Below are 19,070 nucleotides of genomic sequence, written 5' to 3'. Positions count from 1 at the left end.
GTGACAGACTTACTCAGCCAAGACGAGATTGATGCGCTCTTACACGGTGTTGATGACGTCGAAGAGGAAGATAACGAGCCCGAAGCCGATAAAGAGGGTGCTGTCTCCTTTGATTTCTCGTCACAAGACCGAATTGTACGTGGGCGAATGCCGACGCTCGAGCTTATCAATGAGCGCTTTGCCCGTCATATGCGCATTAGCTTGTTTAACATGCTGCGGAAAACTGCCGAGGTATCAATCAACGGCGTGCAGATGATGAAATTTGGCGAGTATCAAAACACCTTATACGTGCCGACCAGTTTAAATATGGTGCGCTTCCGTCCACTAAAAGGCACCAGTTTGATTACCATGGAGGCACGGCTGGTTTTCATCTTGGTGGAAAACTTCTTTGGCGGCGACGGACGCTTTCATGCTCGGATTGAAGGGCGAGAGTTTACGCCAACCGAGCGACGCGTCATCCAAATGCTGTTGAAGCTGATGTTCGAGGATTATAAAGACGCGTGGGCGCCGGTGATGGAAGTCGCTTTTGAGTATTTAGACTCAGAAGTGAATCCGGCAATGGCCAACATTGTCAGCCCTTCAGAAGTGATTGTGGTGAGTTCATTCCATATTGAGCTGGATGGTGGTGGCGGTGACATTCATATGGTCATGCCTTATTCAATGCTGGAGCCGATCCGCGAACTGCTCGATGCTGGGGTGCAAAGTGACAAGATGGATACCGATGTGCGCTGGAGTAAAGCGCTGCGGGATGAGATCTTGGATGTGAATGTTGAATTGAGTGCCAAGCTATTGGATGTCACCTTATCGTTGCGCGATCTGATGGAGCTGCAAAAAGGCGATGTGATCCCGGTTGATATGCCGGACGCTTGTACCGTGTTCGTGGAGGACTTGCCGACCTATCGGGCGAAAATGGGGCAGTCTAGCGATAAACTGGCGCTAAAAATTGTGGAAAAACTTAAACGCCCTGAAATGGCGAAGTCTGATATTTCGTTGTTGCAGGACAAACCTGAGCTACTCGATGATCTCGAGGAAGACTTACCCATTGATGATAAACAAGGTAATGCTCAGTGATCAGAACCAGTAAACAAGGGTGAGACGTCATGGATCAAAATGATGTAGATGATGATTGGGCTGCAGCCCTGGCTGAGCAATCTGATGCCGAGGGCTCAGATGATGTACAAGCGGCACCACTAGAAGAGCTCACTGATGACAGTGAGCAAAAAATGGGGGCGGATGAGCAGCGTAAGCTGGATGCTATCTTGGATATTCCGGTCACCATTTCCATGGAAGTCGGACACACACAAATAAACATCCGTAACCTGCTTCAACTTAACCAAGGCTCGGTGGTCGAACTAGACAGATTAGCGGGTGAGTCGCTAGATGTGTTGGTTAACGGCACCTTGATTGCTCACGGTGAAGTGGTGGTCGTGAACGATAAGTTTGGTATCCGCCTCACGGATGTGATTAGCCAGACTGAGCGGATTAAAAAACTACGATAGGGATGACGGTGAACCGACGCGTTTGGGGTGTACTCATGGTGCCAATGCCTGCTTGGGCGGCGGCGCCTGAGGTCAGTATAGTGACAATGCTATTGTCGCTGGGGCTAGTGCTGGGGCTTATCTTTGCTCTGGCCTGGTTGCTGCGACGGTTAAAAGTGCCGGGGCTGGCGCAGCAAGGTGATGGAATCACGATCGTCAGCCAATTGGCTGTGGGTCAAAAGGAGCGCATTCTGGTGGTTGATATCCACGGTGAGCAATTGGTTGTCGGCGTGACGGCAACCAGCGTGAACTTGTTGAAAACACTTGATAACCCTCTTCCTACTGCGACGCCAGCGTCTGACAAGCATTCTCGCTTTGCCAATCAGCTTAGCCAATTGTTGAATCGAAAATGACCATACGAATGTTATTGGCCACTTGGGTCTGGGTAGCAGCCACCTTATTTACACCGTTTGCTGCTGGTGAACAAGAAGCGACGCCAGCACAAGAAAGCATCACCACCGAATCGATTAGCGAAAGCGGTGAGGCGGCACGTTTAGAAGTGGGCCGTAATACGGGAGGTGGGATCCCAGCGGTCACGATGCGTGTCAACCCGGATGGCAGTGAAGACTACTCGGTCACGTTGCAAATCTTAGCAATCATGACCGCTTTAGGGTTTTTACCTGCAGTTGTCATTCTGATGACGTCGTTCACTCGGATTGTGGTGGTGATGGCGATTTTGCGCCAAGCTATGGGGCTACAGCAAACACCCTCTAATCAGGTGATCATCGGTATCGCGATGTTTCTAACCTTGTTTATCATGTCGCCAGTCATTGACAGAATGAATACTGAGGCGATTCAGCCGTATATTAATGAGCAGGTTACCGCGCGAGAAGCGTTTGATCGCGTACAGGTGCCACTGCGTGAGTTTATGCTTAGGCAAACGCGAGTCAAAGATTTAGAGACCTTCGTCAATATGTCAGGCGCTCAGGTCGATGAGCCTGAGCAAGTGCCGATGACGGTACTGATCCCAGCGTTTGTCACATCAGAGCTGAAAACTGCGTTCCAAATTGGTTTTATGCTGTTCTTGCCATTTTTGGTGATTGATTTGGTCGTGGCATCCGTATTGATGGCGATGGGTATGATGATGCTATCGCCCATGATAGTGTCATTACCATTCAAGTTGATGCTATTTGTTCTGGTTGATGGGTGGAACCTTATCCTCTCCACCTTAGCCGCCAGTTTCGGCTAAAGGAGGCAGCGATGGCCCCAGAAGCATTTGTCGAGCTTTTCCAAGATGCGCTCTATTTGGTGTTACTCCTCGTCTCAGCGATTGTGGTGCCTGGCTTGTTGGTTGGCCTGATTGTCGCCATCTTTCAAGCGGCAACCTCGATTAACGAGCAAACGCTGAGCTTTTTACCGCGTTTGATCGCGACCTTTATTGCGCTGATGTTTTTTGGCCACTGGATGACGCGAATGCTGATGGAGTATTTCTATCGCTTGATTGACCATATCCCCACCATTCTGTATTGACGAGGCGTGCCATGGAATATCCTGCCTCGGTGATTTTATCTTGGATGGCTAACTACTTTTGGCCCTTTACCCGCATTTCGTCAATGATGATGGCGATGACCTTCTTTGGCGCCCGCTTTGTGCCAGTAAGGATCCGCCTCTACCTCTCGTTAGCGATTACCTTTGCGGTGATGCCCGCGCTACCGGCCGCCCCCGAGAATATCGAGCTAGTCTCATTTGCTGGGTTTACTGTATTGGCTCAGCAAATAGTGATTGGCGTGGCGATGGGGATGGTGACGCAGTTTATCACCCAAACCTTTGTGGTATTGGGACAAATTCTGGGTATGCAATCGAGTTTGGGCTTTGCGTCGATGGTCGACCCTGCCAATGGCCAGAATACACCCTTGCTGGGTCAATTTTACTTGTTTTTGGCTGTGATGTTGTTTCTTGCCACCGATGGCCATTTAAAAATGCTTAACCTGGTGGTGATGAGTTTTGACACCTTACCGATTGGCGAAATGATTGGCGCTGCCGATTACCGCAGTTTGGCACAGTGGTTTGGCATCATGTTTAAAGTTGCACTCAGTATTTCCCTGGCAGGCGTCATTGCCTTGTTGGTGGTTAACTTGTCTTTTGGTGTGATGACGCGGGCTGCGCCGCAGCTAAACATTTTCTCTCTTGGCTTCGCTTTTGCATTGTTAATGGGGTTGCTGATCAGCTGGTATCTGCTGTTCGGTATGTTGACGCATTACAACAATCATTGGGAAACAGGGTTGAACCAAGTTTGTTCGCTGATTCGACTTAACTGTGGATAGAAGCTGATGGCAGAGAGCGACGGTCAGGAAAGAACAGAAGACGCCACGCCCCGAAGGCAGGAGCAGGCGCGGGAAAAGGGCCAAGTACCGCGCTCAAGAGAACTGGCTTCCGTGGCAGTGTTAGTGGTCGGGGCGATCAGTTTGATGTGGTTCGGACAAGCGCTGGGCGAAGCCCTGATGGCATTGATGACGCGCCTATTCTCCTTGTCACGCGCCGAGATCTTTGACAGCTCAGAGCTGATGCTGGTGGTGGTCGGTGAGCTACTGCATTTGATTCTGCCACTTGGGCTGATCTTGATTGTGCTATTTATCTCCGGCCTAGTGGGGGCGGCCGGGCTCGGTGGTGTAAGTTTCTCTTGGGAAGCCGCACGGCCCAAGCTGTCGAAAATGAGTCCGCTTTCTGGGTTCAAGCGTATGTTTGGTACCCAAGGCTTAGTCGAGCTATTGAAGTCTATCCTCAAGGTGCTGCTGGTCGCGGGCGTGGCGGCATACCTGGTTTATGTTAACCTCGAAGAGTTCTTTGAGCTGACCATTGATACCTTCCCCAGTAACCTCTATCACGCGCTCGACATTTTACTGAATTTCGTATTGCTCGTGTGCTGCTCGCTGTTGGTTGTGGTGGTCATTGATGTGCCATTTCAGATTTGGCAACACAATGAGCAGCTTAAAATGACCAAGCAAGAAGTAAAAGACGAGCATAAAGAAACCGAAGGTAGCCCAGAAGTGAAAGGGCGAATTCGTATGTTGCAGCGAGAGATGGCGCAACGCCGGATGATGGCGGACGTCCCTCAAGCCGATGTGGTCGTGACTAACCCCGAACACTACTCCGTGGCGCTACGCTACAACAGTGACATCGACAGTGCGCCTGTCGTGATAGCCAAAGGTTCGGACTTTACCGCATTGAAAATACGAGAAATTGCCGCTGAATATGACATTGCCATCGTTCCTGCTCCTCCCTTGGCGCGGGCATTGTATTTTAGCACCGAGCTTGAGCAACAAATCCCAGATGGCCTGTTTACCGCCGTCGCGCAGGTCTTGGCGTATGTCTTCCAGCTTAAACAGTACAAAAAAGGACGAGGTCGACGGCCGACGCGCCCTGATGACGCTTATTTACCTATCCCCTCCGACTTACAACATGACTGAGTGTCGCTGAGCGCGGTCATGTCAGCGTAGTGCCAAAATGCTGACACTTTGTTGTCTTTTTTTGGCGTAAAACTTGCTTCCTCTGCATTCCCGTTTTGATTATACGCGGCATCTGGCCCGCGTTCACCAATCATGGACTTGAACGCTTAACATGTTAAAAGCCAACTGGCGATTGCCATTTTCTGACAAAGTGCCTTACCACCGATTGGGAGCGATGCCAGCTATCGGTGCGCCAGCACTGGTATTAGCGACCTTAGCGATGGTGGTTCTGCCAGTCCCGCCAATGCTTCTCGATTTAATGTTCTCGTTTAACATTGCATTGTCGCTGGTGGTACTGCTGGTCACCATTTATACACGTCGCCCACTCGAGTTTGCCGCGTTCCCCGCGGTGTTGTTGATTGCAACACTCATGCGGCTGGCACTCAATGTCGCCTCGACGCGGGTGGTTTTACTCTATGGCCACGAAGGGCCCGATGCAGCAGGCCAAGTGATCGGGGCCTTTGGCTCGGTGGTGATTGGCGGCAACTATGCCGTCGGCTTGGTGGTGTTTCTGATTTTGATGATCATTAACTTCATGGTCGTCACCAAAGGTGCGGGCCGGATTTCAGAGGTGACCGCGCGTTTTACCTTGGATGCATTGCCAGGTAAACAAATGGCGATTGATGCCGACTTAAACGCAGGGCTTATCGACCAGGAGCAAGCGCGATCACGGCGCCAAGAGGTCACGCAAGAAGCGGATTTCTATGGCTCAATGGACGGTGCGTCCAAGTTCGTTAAAGGCGATGCCATCGCCGGTATCTTGATCCTTTTCATCAACATTGTGGGTGGCTTGTCTATCGGGATGGGCCAACATGGCTTGGGCTTTTCCGACGCATTGGAGGTGTATACCTTACTGACCATCGGTGATGGTCTGGTTGCACAAATCCCTTCTTTATTGCTGTCGATAGGCGCCGCCATTATGGTGACGCGACAAAATACCGAAGAAGACATGGGGCAACAGGTGGTGTTCCAGCTGTTTGATAACCCGCGTGCGTTGATGATTGCCACCGGTATTTTGACGGTGATGGGGTTAGTACCAGGGATGCCTCATTTGCCTTTCTTATTGCTGGCCGTGATTTGTGGTGGCTTGGCATACTGGAAATACAAGCAATATCAAAAAGCACAGCAAGCGCCGGAGCAAACCGATTTACCCGAAGCCGCGCCCGCCAAGCCGAAAGAGTTATCGTGGGACGATGTGCAGCCGGTGGATGTTATCGGACTGGAGGTTGGATATCGCCTCATTGCCATGGTCGATCGTGATCAGGGGGGAGAGCTGCTCGACCGAGTCAAAGGCGTGCGTAAAAAGCTGTCGCAAGATTTTGGTTTTTTGATCCCACCGGTACATATTCGCGACAACCTTGAACTGCCACCCCATAACTATCGCATTACCTTAATGGGGGTCGCTGTCGGAGAAGCCGAAGTCCACCCTCAACATGAACTTGCGATCAACCCAGGTCAAGTGTTTGGCCCTATCGACGGAGAGCCAACCCAAGACCCTGCATTCGGCCTTGAGGCGGTTTGGATTGAGCCTAGCCAACGGGAGCATGCGCAAGCACTCGGTTACACCGTGGTTGACTCTGCCACTGTGTTGGCCACCCACCTTAGCCAGATGCTGACTAACAACGCCGAGCGTTTATTGGGTCACGAGGAAGCACAAAACCTGGTCGATATGCTAGGTAAGCAGGTACCGCGCTTGGTTGAAGGACTGATCCCGGATCAAATTCCCCTCAGTGTGTTAGTCAAAGTGCTGCAGAACTTACTCAGTGAAGCGATCCCTATCCGTGACATTCGTACCATCGTGCAAACCATGGCCGAGTATACCGGCAAGAGTCAAGATCCTGACATTTTAACCGCTGCGGTCAGGATTGCATTGCGCCGTCTGATCGTTCAAGAAATCAATGGCAGCGCCCCTGAACTACCAGTCATCACGCTTGTTCCTGAACTGGAACAGATGTTGCATAAAACTATGCAGGCATCGGGTGGCGAGTCGACAGGCATTGAGCCGGGTCTGGCTGAGCGGTTGCAGTCTTCGTTAGCTGAGGCGACGCAACAGCAAGAGTTGCAAGGAGAGCCGGCTGTATTACTAACGTCTGGCGTGCTACGAGCGACATTGGCGAAATTTGTCAAAAACACAATACCGACGCTACGCGTCTTGTCTTATCAAGAAGTGCCTGATGAAAAACAAATTCGTATCGTCAATGCGGTTGGCAACAATTAACATCGTTTATGAGTAGGGCAGTGCTTTGAAAATAAAACGTTTTTTTGCAAAGGATATGAGAGCAGCGTTAAGCCAAGTGAAAGAAGAACTCGGCGCTGATGCGGTGATCATGTCTAACAAAAAAGTGACAGGCGGCGTAGAAATTGTCGCGGCGGTTGATGCGGATACAGAGCCAATGCCTGATAAGCCCGCACCAAAAGCGCAGCAACAATCTGCTCAGGCTTATTCTCAGGCGCACCGCCAACTAGCGGATGATCAAGTGCAACTGCGTCAACGGCAACAGGCAGGTAGCCGTCAAAACGGTCATACTAAGCGCCCACCTCGCTTCTCCGCGATGCTGGATGAGTACCGTGAGCAATCTCAGCCCGCTGAACCAGAAACAGAAGCTGACTCGTTGAGCGCATTGCTACAACGTCAACAAAAGCAGTCAACACGGAGCCCATCGCCATCAGGGGCTGACGAGCGGCCCACTGCACTAGGACGCGGTTATGAGCCTCGTCGGCAACTTAAAAGTAGCAGTCGTTCTGGCTGGCAAACAGCCGCCAATAAGTCGAGCGGTTCGCAGTCATCTCCGCCGACGCCCAAGCCCAAGCTAGATCCGTCCCGATTTGAGGGACGTCAATCTCAGGCTTCTCATCAAGAAATTGATGCAATGCGTCAGGAAATGGCATCGATTAGAAGCCTATTAGAACACCAGTTGTCGGGGCTTATGTGGCAAGAGGTCGAGCGGCGAGAGCCGTTACGCGCCATGCTCATCAAACGCTTAGAGCGTATGGGACTGTCTTCCGAGCTGGCGGATCAATTGGCCTGTTATATCCCAGAAGAAACACCACCGAATGAGGCGTGGCAAGCGCTCCTTGACCTGGTTGCCGACCAAGTGATCACGGTTGATGAGAATATGCTAGAAACCGGCGGGGTGATAGCACTGCTTGGTCCGACTGGGGTGGGGAAAACTACTACGATTGCTAAGCTGGCGGCGCGAGCCGCAATGGAGTTTGGCCCGGAAGACATTGCCTTGGTGACCACAGATACATTCCGTATCGGTGCCCATGAACAGTTAGCCACTTATGGGCGTATTTTGGGTTGTCCAGTCAAAGTGGCTAAAGATGCCGATGAGCTTGCCGACATCCTTTATCAGTTGCGTCATAGACGCTTGATATTGCTAGATACTGCTGGGATGGGACAGCGTGATCTTCGCTTGTCGGAACAGCTCGATACCCTGATGCAAAATAGTGGCTCCCATATTCGTAGCCTGCTGGTATTACCGGCGACATCACAACGCCGCGTCTTACAAGAAACCATTGAACATTTTCGCCGCATCCCGTTATCGGGATGTGTTCTGACCAAACTCGATGAATCGCTAAGCCTCGGTGAACTGTTGTGTGTCACCATCGAAAATGCCCTGCCTGTGGCCTACTTAGCCGACGGGCAACGTGTGCCGGAAGATATCCGCCAAGCCACGGGACAGTTCCTGGTTGGAAAAGCCAGTGAAATGTTGGAATCAGGTGCGGATCAGCACAATCACTTCTGGAACAGTGATGTCCCAGAGTCGAATGGGGCGGACTTTTATGATTGAGACAAGCATGCAAGATCAAGCAAGCGGCCTGCGCCGTTTAACCAATCCGTCACGCACCAAGGTTATTACCGTAACCGGGGGAAAAGGTGGCGTAGGGAAAACCAATGTCACACTGGGAATGGCCGCGTCTATGGCTCGCCAAGGTAAAAAAGTCATGGTACTGGATGCCGACCTTGGCCTTGCCAATGTGGATGTATTACTTGGCCTAAGAGCGGGCAAGAATTTGTCTCATGTGCTTCAAGGCGTCTGTGATCTTAAAGATATTATTCTCGAAGGTCCGCACGGTATGAAAATCGTACCTGCATCGTCTGGTCTTCAAGGTATGACGGAGCTAACACCGGCGCAACATGCTGGTTTAATTCGCGCTTTTGGTACACTCGAAGAAGAGGTTGATGTACTCTTAGTGGATACTGCCGCGGGGATTTCAGACATGGTACTGAGTTTCTCGCGCGCCGCACAAGATGTCGTCATTGTGGTCTGTGATGAACCTACATCAATTACTGATGCGTATGCATTGATTAAAGTACTCAGCCGTGAACATGGTGTGACACGCTTTAAAGTTGTTGCAAATATGGTCAGAAGCTACCGTGAAGGACGAGACTTGTTCACAAAATTAACGCGAGTCACTGAAAGGTTTCTCAATGCTAATCTAGAATTAGTAGCATGTGTTCCCGTTGACGAAAGGGTGAGGCAAGCAGTGAGAAAACAAAAAGTTGTCATTGACGCATTTCCTCGCTCGCCCGCATCATTGGCAATGAATGCGCTGGCGAACAAAGCGCTGACCTGGCCGGTGCCGCGAAATCCGGGAGGCCATCTGGAGTTTTTTGTTGAGCGGTTGCTTATCAAAAATGATGACGCAGGAGAGTTAATTCGTGAATAGAGCGCTCACGTATAGCCGCACAGGGGCAGATCGCCAAGCGGTACTTGAGCGTTATTCGAGTTTGGTCAAGCGCATCGCGCATCACTTGATGGGGCGCTTGCCACCGAGTGTTCAAGTAGAAGATTTGATCCAAGCTGGTATGGTCGGCCTCCTTGAGGCACAGCAGAATTATGACCCCTCCAAAGGGGCGAGTTTTGAAACTTATGCTGGTATTCGAATTCGCGGTGCTATGCTGGATGATATGCGCCGCGGTGATTGGGTGCCACGATCTGTCCACAAGGCGAGTCGTTCAATCAGTGATGCTATCGCATCGCTAGAAAAAGCGTTAGGTCGGGATCCAACCGACGTAGAGGTTGCGGAAAAGCTTGATATGAGCTTAGAGCAGTACCATCAAGCGCTTAACGATGTAAACTGTGGGCGTTTGATCGGAATGGATGATCTGGGCGTCTCTGAAGATGCATTCACAACAGAGAGTCGCCGTAATGACAACACTCCCTTTCAGGGTGTTGCGGAAGACAGTTTCAAAGCCGCATTAGCGGCGGCGATCAAAAGTCTTCCTGAAAGAGAGGCGCTGGTGCTATCTCTTTATTATGATGAGGAATTAAACCTCAAAGAGATAGGAGCAGTGATAGGGGTCAGTGAATCCCGGGTCTGTCAGATTCAAAGTCAGGCTACGCAACGTTTGAGAGCTAAGCTATCCGCTTGGCATAGTGAGTAAGTAACTGTTTCGACAATAAAACGAGACCTCACCGGAGGCAACCTTGGATAAAAACATGAAAATTCTCGTTGTTGATGATTTTTCAACAATGCGCCGTATCGTAAAGAATCTTCTTCGTGACTTAGGTTTCAACAATACCGTTGAAGCGGATGACGGCTTAACCGCGCTGCCAATCCTCAAAAAAGGCGGTATTGATTTTGTCGTGACCGATTGGAATATGCCTGGTATGCAGGGGATAGATTTGCTTAAAGAAATCCGCAAGGACGGTGATCTTAAGCACCTGCCTGTATTGATGATCACCGCTGAGGCGAAGCGCGAGCAAATTGTAGAAGCCGCGCAAGCAGGGGTGAATGGTTACATTGTTAAACCTTTTACTGCCGCTACGTTGAAAGAGAAGCTCGATAAGATTTTCGAGCGCATGTAAACAGCCAGCGCACAGTAAGAAGGAACCGCCATGATCAATCTGGACCAAGCGAAACAATTGGTCGCGTATCTTGAAAACGGAGAGCAAGATAACGCTAATACGCTTCTTACCGAAATAGCGAAAGAAGCGCGTGACCCACTGTTTAATGAAGTGGGGAAGCTCACCCGCCAATTACATGACTCGATTACTGACTTTCGTTTGGATCCTAGAGTGAGTGATTTGGCTAACGTGGATATCCCTGACGCTCGCGACAGGCTCACGTATGTCATGCAGAAAACCGAATTGGCCGCCAACAAAACCATGGATTCGGTTGAACGAACCATGCCGATCGCAAGCGAGCTACAAGACAACTTGCAAGCCGTTCGTCCCAACTGGAACAGCCTGATGCGTGGTGAGATTGCTTTGGATGAGTTTAAGTCGTTGTGTCACAACATTGACGAACTCTTGACCCAAGTAGAAGGGGGCGCGACAGAATTGCACGCGCACCTGACTGAAATCCTCATGGCACAAGACTTCCAAGACTTAACCGGCCAAGTTATTCGGCGCGTGATTGAATTGGTGCAAGAAGTTGAGCAACAGCTGGTAGAAATACTCACCGCCTTTGGCATGGATAGCGCTGCGATTGACGCAGCATCGGCGAAAAAAGCAGATGATACCACCGATAAGTCAGCCCCTGAGGGTCCTGTGATTCACCCTGAAGAGCGCGATGACGTGGTTCACAGCCAAGATGATGTTGACGATTTATTATCGAGTTTGGGTTTTTAGAGGTGCGCTATGAGCTTTGAGATGGATGAAGAAATCCTTCAGGACTTTTTGATTGAAGCGGGAGAGATCCTCGAGCAGATGTCTGAGCAGCTGGTCGATTTGGAGCGTGCCCCTGATGATGCAGACTTACTAAACAGTATTTTCCGCGGCTTCCACACGGTAAAAGGTGGGGCGGGCTTTCTTGGCTTAAATGCGCTGGTTGATACCTGTCACGGTGCTGAAAACGTCTTTGACAACTTACGTAATCATGGACGTGAGGTGACATCAGATGTGATGGACACTATTTTGCAGGCGCTGGACACTGTGAATGATCAATTCGCCGCGGTACAAAACCGCGAAGAGCCAGTGCCAGCCGATGGCGCCTTGCTCGAAGCACTGCACCGCTATGCGAAACCGGCGAGTGAGGATGAGGCAGTGGCCGAAGAGCCCACACCTGAACCAGAGCCCGAGCCAGAACCCGAACCTGAGGCGTCTGAAAGTGACGCAGCGAGCCAGGATGACAGCGCGATCAGTGGTGATTCAGTGGATGAGATCACCCAAGATGAGTTCGACAAGCTGCTCGATCAGCTCCATGGTGAGGGAAAAGCTCCCACGGCATCTGATTCAGGATCGGAGAAGCCTGAGGTGGTGGAAAGCACCGAGGCCGACAGCGGCGATATCACCGACGACGAGTTCGAAAAACTGCTTGATGATTTGCACGGTGCAGGTAAAGGCCCTGCTGGAGGGGCAAGCGACGCAAGCAATGAAAGTCCATCAGCGCCATCGGATAAGCCCGCTTCGGCGTCATCCCAATCTGGTGATGATGAGCTGATTGATGACGACGAATTTGAAAAGCTCTTGGATGATTTGCACGGTAAAGGCAAAGGCCCCGCTGCCGAAGCGGAGAAAGCGAAAGCGGATGCCGATAAGGTGGGTGCGCAAGCCAAACCTCAGCCAAAGTCCGAGCCTGCGCCCGCCCAAAAAGCGAGCAAGCCTGAGCCCGCGAAAGAAAGCACACCGAAAAGTGCCGGCGCGGGTGCTAAAGCGCCTGCTGCGGCAGAAAAGGCACCTGAGAAGAAGCCGCCGGCCGCCCCTCAACAAGAACAAACGGTACGAGTTAATACCTCCACGCTTGACGGCATCATGAATATGGTCGGTGAGCTGGTGTTGGTGCGTAACCGCTTAGTGAGTCTGGGTCAAAGCAGCAACGATGAAAGCATGGCCAAGGCGGTTACCAACCTAGATGTGGTCACTGCCGACTTGCAAGGCGCGGTGATGAAAACGCGTATGCAGCCAATTAAAAAAGTATTTGGCCGCTTCCCCCGCGTTGTCCGTGACTTAGCACGTAGCTTGAAAAAAGAAATCGTCCTGGAAATGCAGGGCGAAGACACCGATCTGGATAAAAACCTGGTCGAGGCGCTGGCTGACCCTATGGTCCACTTGGTACGTAACTCGGTGGATCACGGTATTGAAATGCCTGATGAGCGTGAAAAAGCGGGTAAACCTCGCGTCGGTACCATCACCCTAAAAGCGTCACAAGAAGGGGATCATATTCTCCTGACTATTGCTGATGACGGTGGCGGTATGGATGCTGAAAAGCTGAAGAGCATCGCGGTTGACCGTGGTGTCCTTGATGCAGAAGCGGCGGCTCGCTTAAGTAATAGTGAAGCGTACAACCTGATTTTTGCACCTGGCTTTTCAACCAAAACCGAGATTTCCGATATTTCTGGTCGTGGTGTGGGGATGGATGTGGTGAAAACCGGCATCACCAAGCTAAATGGCTCGATTAATATCGACTCTGAGCTCGGCCGAGGGACGGTTCTGGAAATCAAGGTGCCCTTGACGCTGGCGATATTGCCAACTCTGATGGTCGGCGTCGGTGAGAATCCGTTTGCGTTCCCTCTGTCGAATGTCAGTGAAATTATCAGTTTAGATATGTCCAGAACCAATACGGTTGATGGGCAGCTAACCTTAATCGTACGCGATAAAGCGATCCCACTCTTCTTCTTGCAAGATTGGTTATGTAAAGGATCAACCGACATCGATAAAACCAAGGGGCATGTGGTGATCGTGCAAATCGCGCATCAACGCATCGCATTTGTGGTAGACACCTTGTTTGGTCAAGAGGAGGTGGTCATTAAGCCACTTGACGAACTACTTCAAGGGACGCCGGGAATGGCAGGGGCAACCATCACCAGTGATGGTCATATTGCTCTTATCTTGGATGTGCCCAACCTGTTGAAACATTACGCAGGTTAATTTGAGAAAAGGACGCCCATGGCAGTAAAAGTATTGGTGGTAGATGACTCCAGCTTCTTCCGTCGCCGCGTTAGTGAAATCATCAATGCCGACCCGAGAATGGAGGTCATTGATAGTGCAGTGAATGGCAAGGAAGCGGTGGAGAAAACCGCCCAACTCAAGCCAGATGTTGTCACTATGGATGTGGAGATGCCAGTACTTGATGGTATCTCAGCGGTGCGCCAGATAATGGCGCAAACGCCAACGCCGATTCTGATGTTCTCATCGCTGACGCATGACGGGGCGAAAGCAACCTTAGATGCGCTTGAGGCGGGCGCGCTCGATTTTCTTCCCAAAAAATTCGAGGATATTGCTCGAAACCGTGAAGAAGCGACCAGCTTGCTGCAACAGCGGGTGCTGGAAATTGCGCGCAAGCGACCCGTACTTCGCCGAGCTACACGTCCAGCCTCGCAGCCATCAACAGGGCAAACGGCATCGCCATCCGGTGGTGTGCGAACGCCTGCGCGTCCAGCGTCACGACCTGCAGTGGGCACGGCCGCGTCGTCCAAAGCCCCTGCACGATTCACAGCAACCGGTAAGCGCTACCAATTGATGGCGATTGGCACGTCAACAGGCGGCCCCGTTGCGCTGCAAAAAGTACTGACCAAACTACCCGCAAATTTTCCACTGCCGATCGTCTTGATTCAGCATATGCCTGCCACCTTCACATCGGCGTTTGCGCAGCGCCTGAATGGACTGAGTAAAATCACGGTCGTTGAAGCGAAAGATGGTGACACGCTTAAGCCTGGGCACGCCTACTTGGCGCCGGGGGGAATGCAGATGATGATTGATGGCAGGCCGGGCGCGGCTCGTCTAAAAATTCTCGACGGCGGGGAGAGGATGAATTACAAGCCTTGCGTGGATGTTACCTTCGGCTCCGCCGCTAAAATATATGGCGATAAGGTGTTGTCGATGGTGCTCACTGGTATGGGCGCAGATGGTCGAGAGGGCGCACGTATGCTAAAAAGCGCGGGATCAACTATTTGGGCGCAGGACGAGGAGAGCTGTGTCGTTTACGGCATGCCGCAAGCAGTGGCGAAAGCGGGGATATCGTCGGAAGACTTACCGCTGGAGAGGATCGCCGAACGCATCATGGTTGAGCTGAATTTAAAATAAGGAGTGGGGCTTGATAGTCTGGAGTATCGCCAACCAAAAGGGCGGTGTTGGTAAGACAACCACCACAGTGACATTGGCAGGATTGATCAGTGAGCGTAAGAAACGTGTCCTGCTAGTGGATACGGATCCACACGCTTCTCTCTCGACCTATTTGAATTTTGATTCAGAGCAGCTGCCTGCGAGCTTGTTTGATTTGTTTCAACTGCAAACCGTCAATAAAGAGACGGTCAATCCGCTGATTGTCAAAACACAGTTTGAGAATATGGACTTAATTCCTGCACACATGTCGCTGGCGACCTTAGACCGTGTGATGGGAAATCGTGGTGGCATGGGGTTGGTGCTTAAAAAAGCGCTGGATGCATTGGCTGACGATTACGACTATGTATTGATTGATTGCCCCCCTATTTTGGGCGTGATGATGGTCAATGCGTTAGCGGCCAGTCATCGTGTATTGATCCCCGTTCAGACCGAGTTTTTGGCGATGAAAGGGCTTGAGCGTATGATGCGCACGTTGCAGATCATGCAAAAGTCTCGTAGCTCTAACTTTAATCTCACTATCATTCCAACGATGTACGACAAGCGTACGCGGGCGTCGTTAGAGACTTTACAGGAATTAAAAATTCGCTACAGCGACCAAGTTTGGGCGTCAGCCGTGCCCATTGATACCAAATTTCGAGACGCGAGCTTAAAGCACATGCCGGCATCCTTCTATGCTAAAAATTGCCGTGGTGTCTTTGCCTACAAAACTTTATTAACCTATTTGGAGCGACTGGAACAGGATGAACAAGCATAATGCCCTCTCCAGTGGTCAAGCGCTCGATGATTACTTTGAAGCCCTGCTGGATGATTTAGGCGAAGTGGCACAACCAAGCGAGCAGCTTGGCGAGCCTGATCGAGATAAACCGCATGTGTCGTCTGCATCGTATATTGATGAGCAGGCACCACGGCTGCAGCCACAGCCAGTGATGGATGCGGTAACGCCTGAGCCGGTGGCGTATGCTGAACCTGAGCGTGATTTGGCAGAAGTAGAACGACTGCTCGCGCAACTGAAAGTAGATGAAGAGGCAGAGCTCGAAGCGAAAACCGCGACCCAATCCGAGGTAGACGTTGCCCAAGATAAAGCCGAGCCGGTTGCTGACCCTGTTGTTGAACAAACACAGGAGCAAACGCTTGAAACCTACACCATGGCCGATTGGGGCCTTGATGTTGAGGCGCAGGTTGAGGTAGACACGGCGGTCCCAGAGGTAGAAACTCTTACCGAGACCGAGACCGAGACCGAGACCGAGACCGAGACCGAGACCGAGACCGAGACCGAGACCGAGACCGAGACCGAGACCGAGACCGAGACCGAGACCGAGACCGAGACCGAGACCGAGGTAAATGTAGAGGCCGACGCCGTTGCCCCCGACGTTGATATCGGGGTGGCTGACGAGGTTGAGCAAGTCGCGGACACGCAGGAAACAGTGGAGGCTGACACCCAAGCGGGGGAAGATCTTCCTCCTACCCAATGGGAAAATGCTGAAACGGAAGCAGAGTTTCAGGTATTATTCTTTGAAAGTATGGGCGTGACCTATGCGGTACCTTTAGCCGAACTTGGCGGCATTCACCAATTAGGCGAGTGCAATCGCCTTATTGGCCGGCCAGATTGGTATCTAGGATTGCAGACAGAAAAGCAACAACAGCTTGATGTTGTCGATACTGCTCGCTGGGTGATGCCAGAAAAACTGGCAGATAATCAGCATAGGGACGACTATAATTATATTGTGATTCTGGGCGATAGTAAGTGGGGGTTGGCGTGTGATCAATTACTCGGCACCCAAGCGCTCAGTGGCAAAGCGATTCGCTGGCGAAAACAAGCGGGAAAACGGCCGTGGCTAGCGGGCATGGTAAAAGAAAAAATGTGTGCTCTGATCCATGTTCAAGCATTTATTGCTATGTTAAATCAGGGGATTGACGCCAAGGCGATGGCGTAATAACTAGTTACACAGCGCGTAAAGAGGAAAATCAATGTCTCAGGTAGCTGAAGTTCAAAAAGAAGGCGTCAATGACGAGGTGTTGCAGTGGGTTACTTTTCAGCTTGAAGAAGAGACCTACGGCATTAATGTGATGCAGGTGCGTGAAGTGCTGCGTTACACCGAAATCGCACCTGTACCGGGCGCCCCTGACTATGTATTAGGTATTATCAACTTGCGCGGCAATGTCGTCACCGTGATCGATACACGTTCACGTTTTGGCTTAGCCTCTACCGAAGTGACGGATAATACCCGAGTGATCGTTATCGAAGCCGAGACCCAAGTTATTGGTATTATGGTTGATAGCGTCGCGGAAGTGGTGTATCTGAAAACGTCAGAAATCGATACCACGCCAAGTGTCGGCACTGAAGAGAGCGCTAAGTTTATTCAAGGCGTGAGCAACCGTAATGGTGAACTTCTTATCTTGGTTGATCTCAACAAGTTGTTGACCGACGAAGAGTGGAATGAGATGGCAATGCTGTAATGAATGAGCTTGTGCTGACGTGGTCTCCGGTAGTTGTAACGGTGGTATTTGCCATCGTTGCATTGTGGTGTCTGCGTGCAGAGAGGCGCGCTAGGCAGCGGCTCGAGAATAAGCTTCAAGCGATGGAAACCGTACTAAAAAGTGCGCGTCAGCGTCATGATAGTCTTGCTAAACAATTCAATGAATTGCGAGCAGGCAGTATGGGGATGGGGCAAAAACTTGCAGACTTGTCGACGAATGTGGATGAGTTGCTAGAAAAGCACGTCGAGCTTGAGATGCAAGACTCGGAAAGTCGTCTCTATAGTCGAGCAAGTAAGATGGTTGACTTGGGTGCGGATGTTGACGAGTTAATGCAAGAATGTGATCTCCCCAAGGCAGAAGCCGAATTGCTACTTAATTTGCGTAAACGGCAAGCAGCCAATCAGCAGCGCTAACCGCTAAGCCTATCCTACACCAACGTATCGATAGGTGTGTGTCCCTGCCAACCTGGCGGGGTCTTTCCTTCCAATACCCAAGCGTAAGCAATCAACTCGGCAATGACTCGATAAAGTTCTGGTGGGATCTCATCATCTTTATCCAGTCGATCTAGCCAGGCGAGCAAATGGGCATCTTGATGAATGAGCGCACCTTGTTCACTTAAGGCCTCGATCAGTTCATTCGCGAGTCTATCCGTGGCTTTTGCTTTGACCTTGGGGGCATGGTAGCCGTCATATCCGAGAGCGACCGCTCGTTTTTTATCTTTCATCACTAAACCCTCATAGAAATGCCAGCGGCGAGCACGTCATCCTCTGACGCCGGCCCGGTTTCGTCGATGTCTTCATTTATGTCGATATCCAAGGCAATCGCTTGATGTATAAGCCGTTCATTGAGCCAATCAAGTGTTTGATGAATGCGTTGCTTAAGCTTAGCGGTCGGTGCGGTCAGTGTCAGCGCTCTTTCTTCCTTTGATAGTGATAAATCTGCACGGACAAACTGATGGCCGACAGGAAGGTAAAGCCGAACTTGCCACTGCACCTTATCCTCTGAGGGAGACGCCGGTTGTCCGGTTTGTTTACGTGCAGTGACACGAACAGGAGGACGTTGTGGGTCAGAAAAGGGTAAGACCCATTGCCACTCACCTGGGCGTGATGATTCTGCCACTCTTTGCTCTGCCATCAGTCTTAAGGCACCCGTAAGATTGTCGCCCTCTGATGGGGACGAGAGCCATTGTCTTAGGAGCGTGGCAAGCAACTTATCGGCAGGGCGTTGCGTGAGCCACTGGGCAATTGTGTCAGAACTGGGGCTCTGTTGATGGCCGAAAGCGGGGAGGGTCCAAGCGGTAAGTAGTGATTGCATTAACGTTTGGCTCGACGCGGGCTGTTGTCTCATGGTGGCAGTCAGTGCAGGCAACAAATGTAACTGGGCTAACACATCGGCCAACCCTGTGCTGGCCGAGGTATGTATAAGGGTAAACTGTGCTTGCGACAGTGCACGGCCATCGATTGATGGCAAGGACGGTGAGGCTAAACCCGCCGGTTTTATCACCAGTTGTTGTGGATTCGTTGGGGCAATCTTCATGGTTTCTCACAATTATTTACGCGAGTCACACTTTGCAACCCTGTGGTAACTAACAGTCA

The 19,070-nt window shown here is 51.1% G+C and carries 21 protein-coding genes; 19 read left to right on the top strand and 2 right to left on the bottom strand.

The window, feature by feature from the left end; translation table 11 throughout:
- From fliM to N8M53_RS09485, 19 genes are all read left to right on the top strand, one after another.
- Entirely contained in the window at nt 1-1,071 is a 1,071-nt protein-coding gene (gene fliM, locus N8M53_RS09575) for a flagellar motor switch protein FliM (RefSeq protein ID WP_269578620.1), read from the top strand.
- A 29-nt stretch (nt 1,072-1,100) separates the two neighbouring features.
- Nucleotides 1,101-1,499, top strand: a complete 399-nt coding sequence (fliN, locus tag N8M53_RS09570; RefSeq protein ID WP_046074940.1) for a flagellar motor switch protein FliN — start codon at nt 1,101-1,103, stop codon at nt 1,497-1,499.
- Between the two features lie 8 nt (nt 1,500-1,507).
- Complete coding sequence (gene fliO, locus N8M53_RS09565) at nt 1,508-1,891, top strand: flagellar biosynthetic protein FliO (protein ID WP_269578619.1); 384 nt, start codon at nt 1,508-1,510, stop codon at nt 1,889-1,891.
- Nucleotides 1,888-2,727, top strand: a complete 840-nt coding sequence (fliP, locus tag N8M53_RS09560; protein ID WP_269578618.1) for a flagellar type III secretion system pore protein FliP — start codon at nt 1,888-1,890, stop codon at nt 2,725-2,727. The genes fliO and fliP overlap by 4 nt, the downstream gene beginning before the upstream one ends.
- Before the next feature lie 11 nt (nt 2,728-2,738).
- Entirely contained in the window at nt 2,739-3,008 is a 270-nt protein-coding gene (gene fliQ, locus N8M53_RS09555; protein ID WP_269578617.1) for a flagellar biosynthesis protein FliQ, read from the top strand.
- An 11-nt stretch (nt 3,009-3,019) separates the two neighbouring features.
- The gene (gene fliR, locus N8M53_RS09550; protein ID WP_269578616.1) at nt 3,020-3,802 is read left to right on the top strand and encodes a flagellar biosynthetic protein FliR; all 783 of its coding nucleotides are present in this window, start codon (nt 3,020-3,022) and stop codon (nt 3,800-3,802) included.
- A gap of 6 nt (nt 3,803-3,808) precedes the next feature.
- Complete coding sequence (gene flhB / locus N8M53_RS09545) at nt 3,809-4,945, top strand: flagellar biosynthesis protein FlhB (RefSeq protein WP_269578615.1); 1,137 nt, start codon at nt 3,809-3,811, stop codon at nt 4,943-4,945.
- Nucleotides 4,946-5,096: 151 nt separating this feature from the next.
- Nucleotides 5,097-7,202, top strand: coding sequence for a flagellar biosynthesis protein FlhA (flhA, locus tag N8M53_RS09540; protein WP_269578614.1), 2,106 nt, complete (start codon nt 5,097-5,099; stop codon nt 7,200-7,202).
- 25 nt (nt 7,203-7,227) lie between these two features.
- The gene (flhF, locus tag N8M53_RS09535; protein WP_269578613.1) at nt 7,228-8,778 is read left to right on the top strand and encodes a flagellar biosynthesis protein FlhF; all 1,551 of its coding nucleotides are present in this window, start codon (nt 7,228-7,230) and stop codon (nt 8,776-8,778) included.
- Nucleotides 8,771-9,658, top strand: a complete 888-nt coding sequence (locus tag N8M53_RS09530; RefSeq protein ID WP_269578612.1) for a MinD/ParA family protein — start codon at nt 8,771-8,773, stop codon at nt 9,656-9,658. The genes flhF and N8M53_RS09530 overlap by 8 nt, the downstream gene beginning before the upstream one ends.
- Nucleotides 9,651-10,376, top strand: coding sequence for an RNA polymerase sigma factor FliA (locus N8M53_RS09525; RefSeq protein WP_077578014.1), 726 nt, complete (start codon nt 9,651-9,653; stop codon nt 10,374-10,376). The genes N8M53_RS09530 and N8M53_RS09525 overlap by 8 nt, the downstream gene beginning before the upstream one ends.
- Nucleotides 10,377-10,431: 55 nt before the next feature.
- A complete protein-coding gene (gene cheY / locus N8M53_RS09520; protein WP_046074931.1) occupies nt 10,432-10,800 on the top strand; it encodes a chemotaxis response regulator CheY in 369 nt (122 codons plus the stop codon).
- Between the two features lie 30 nt (nt 10,801-10,830).
- A complete protein-coding gene (locus N8M53_RS09515; RefSeq protein ID WP_269578611.1) occupies nt 10,831-11,565 on the top strand; it encodes a protein phosphatase CheZ in 735 nt (244 codons plus the stop codon).
- A gap of 9 nt (nt 11,566-11,574) precedes the next feature.
- Entirely contained in the window at nt 11,575-13,803 is a 2,229-nt protein-coding gene (locus tag N8M53_RS09510; protein WP_269578610.1) for a chemotaxis protein CheA, read from the top strand.
- 18 nt (nt 13,804-13,821) lie between these two features.
- On the top strand, nt 13,822-14,958 hold the full coding sequence (locus N8M53_RS09505) for a protein-glutamate methylesterase/protein-glutamine glutaminase (RefSeq protein WP_269578609.1): 1,137 nt from the start codon (nt 13,822-13,824) through the stop codon (nt 14,956-14,958).
- Nucleotides 14,959-14,968: 10 nt separating this feature from the next.
- A complete protein-coding gene (locus N8M53_RS09500; protein WP_269578608.1) occupies nt 14,969-15,751 on the top strand; it encodes a ParA family protein in 783 nt (260 codons plus the stop codon).
- The gene (locus N8M53_RS09495; protein WP_269578607.1) at nt 15,738-16,931 is read left to right on the top strand and encodes a chemotaxis protein CheW; all 1,194 of its coding nucleotides are present in this window, start codon (nt 15,738-15,740) and stop codon (nt 16,929-16,931) included. The genes N8M53_RS09500 and N8M53_RS09495 overlap by 14 nt, the downstream gene beginning before the upstream one ends.
- Nucleotides 16,932-16,965: 34 nt before the next feature.
- On the top strand, nt 16,966-17,454 hold the full coding sequence (locus N8M53_RS09490; RefSeq protein ID WP_046074925.1) for a chemotaxis protein CheW: 489 nt from the start codon (nt 16,966-16,968) through the stop codon (nt 17,452-17,454).
- On the top strand, nt 17,454-17,888 hold the full coding sequence (locus N8M53_RS09485; protein WP_269578606.1) for a DUF2802 domain-containing protein: 435 nt from the start codon (nt 17,454-17,456) through the stop codon (nt 17,886-17,888). Before N8M53_RS09490 ends, N8M53_RS09485 begins: the two co-directional genes overlap by 1 nt.
- A gap of 14 nt (nt 17,889-17,902) precedes the next feature.
- Here N8M53_RS09485 and N8M53_RS09480 read toward each other — a convergent pair whose 3' ends face one another.
- On the bottom strand, nt 17,903-18,199 hold the full coding sequence (locus tag N8M53_RS09480; protein ID WP_077771504.1) for an EscU/YscU/HrcU family type III secretion system export apparatus switch protein: 297 nt from the start codon (nt 18,197-18,199) through the stop codon (nt 17,903-17,905).
- A 2-nt stretch (nt 18,200-18,201) separates the two neighbouring features.
- Entirely contained in the window at nt 18,202-19,011 is an 810-nt protein-coding gene (locus tag N8M53_RS09475) for a hypothetical protein (RefSeq protein ID WP_269578605.1), read from the bottom strand.
- Nucleotides 19,012-19,070: the final 59 nt, after the last annotated feature.

The sequence above is a fragment of the Salinivibrio kushneri genome (assembly GCF_027286325.1).
Taxonomy (GTDB): domain Bacteria; phylum Pseudomonadota; class Gammaproteobacteria; order Enterobacterales; family Vibrionaceae; genus Salinivibrio; species Salinivibrio kushneri_A.
This window is presented reverse-complemented; position numbering and strand designations above follow the sequence as displayed.

Bases quoted from the DNA above. Each gene is read 5' to 3' on its own strand.
- N8M53_RS09510 (WP_269578610.1), top strand. From the start codon at position 11,575: ATGAGCTTTGAGATGGATGAAGAAATCCTTCAGGACTTTTTGATTGAA.
- N8M53_RS09480 (WP_077771504.1), bottom strand. From the start codon at position 18,199: ATGAAAGATAAAAAACGAGCGGTCGCTCTCGGATATGACGGCTACCAT.
- fliN (WP_046074940.1), top strand. From the start codon at position 1,101: ATGGATCAAAATGATGTAGATGATGATTGGGCTGCAGCCCTGGCTGAG.
- N8M53_RS09515 (WP_269578611.1), top strand. From the start codon at position 10,831: ATGATCAATCTGGACCAAGCGAAACAATTGGTCGCGTATCTTGAAAAC.
- fliP (WP_269578618.1), top strand. From the start codon at position 1,888: ATGACCATACGAATGTTATTGGCCACTTGGGTCTGGGTAGCAGCCACC.
- N8M53_RS09475 (WP_269578605.1), bottom strand. From the start codon at position 19,011: ATGAAGATTGCCCCAACGAATCCACAACAACTGGTGATAAAACCGGCG.
- N8M53_RS09495 (WP_269578607.1), top strand. From the start codon at position 15,738: ATGAACAAGCATAATGCCCTCTCCAGTGGTCAAGCGCTCGATGATTAC.
- fliQ (WP_269578617.1), top strand. From the start codon at position 2,739: ATGGCCCCAGAAGCATTTGTCGAGCTTTTCCAAGATGCGCTCTATTTG.
- N8M53_RS09490 (WP_046074925.1), top strand. From the start codon at position 16,966: ATGTCTCAGGTAGCTGAAGTTCAAAAAGAAGGCGTCAATGACGAGGTG.
- fliR (WP_269578616.1), top strand. From the start codon at position 3,020: ATGGAATATCCTGCCTCGGTGATTTTATCTTGGATGGCTAACTACTTT.
- flhA (WP_269578614.1), top strand. From the start codon at position 5,097: ATGTTAAAAGCCAACTGGCGATTGCCATTTTCTGACAAAGTGCCTTAC.
- N8M53_RS09530 (WP_269578612.1), top strand. From the start codon at position 8,771: ATGATTGAGACAAGCATGCAAGATCAAGCAAGCGGCCTGCGCCGTTTA.
- cheY (WP_046074931.1), top strand. From the start codon at position 10,432: ATGAAAATTCTCGTTGTTGATGATTTTTCAACAATGCGCCGTATCGTA.
- flhB (WP_269578615.1), top strand. From the start codon at position 3,809: ATGGCAGAGAGCGACGGTCAGGAAAGAACAGAAGACGCCACGCCCCGA.
- N8M53_RS09485 (WP_269578606.1), top strand. From the start codon at position 17,454: ATGAATGAGCTTGTGCTGACGTGGTCTCCGGTAGTTGTAACGGTGGTA.
- N8M53_RS09505 (WP_269578609.1), top strand. From the start codon at position 13,822: ATGGCAGTAAAAGTATTGGTGGTAGATGACTCCAGCTTCTTCCGTCGC.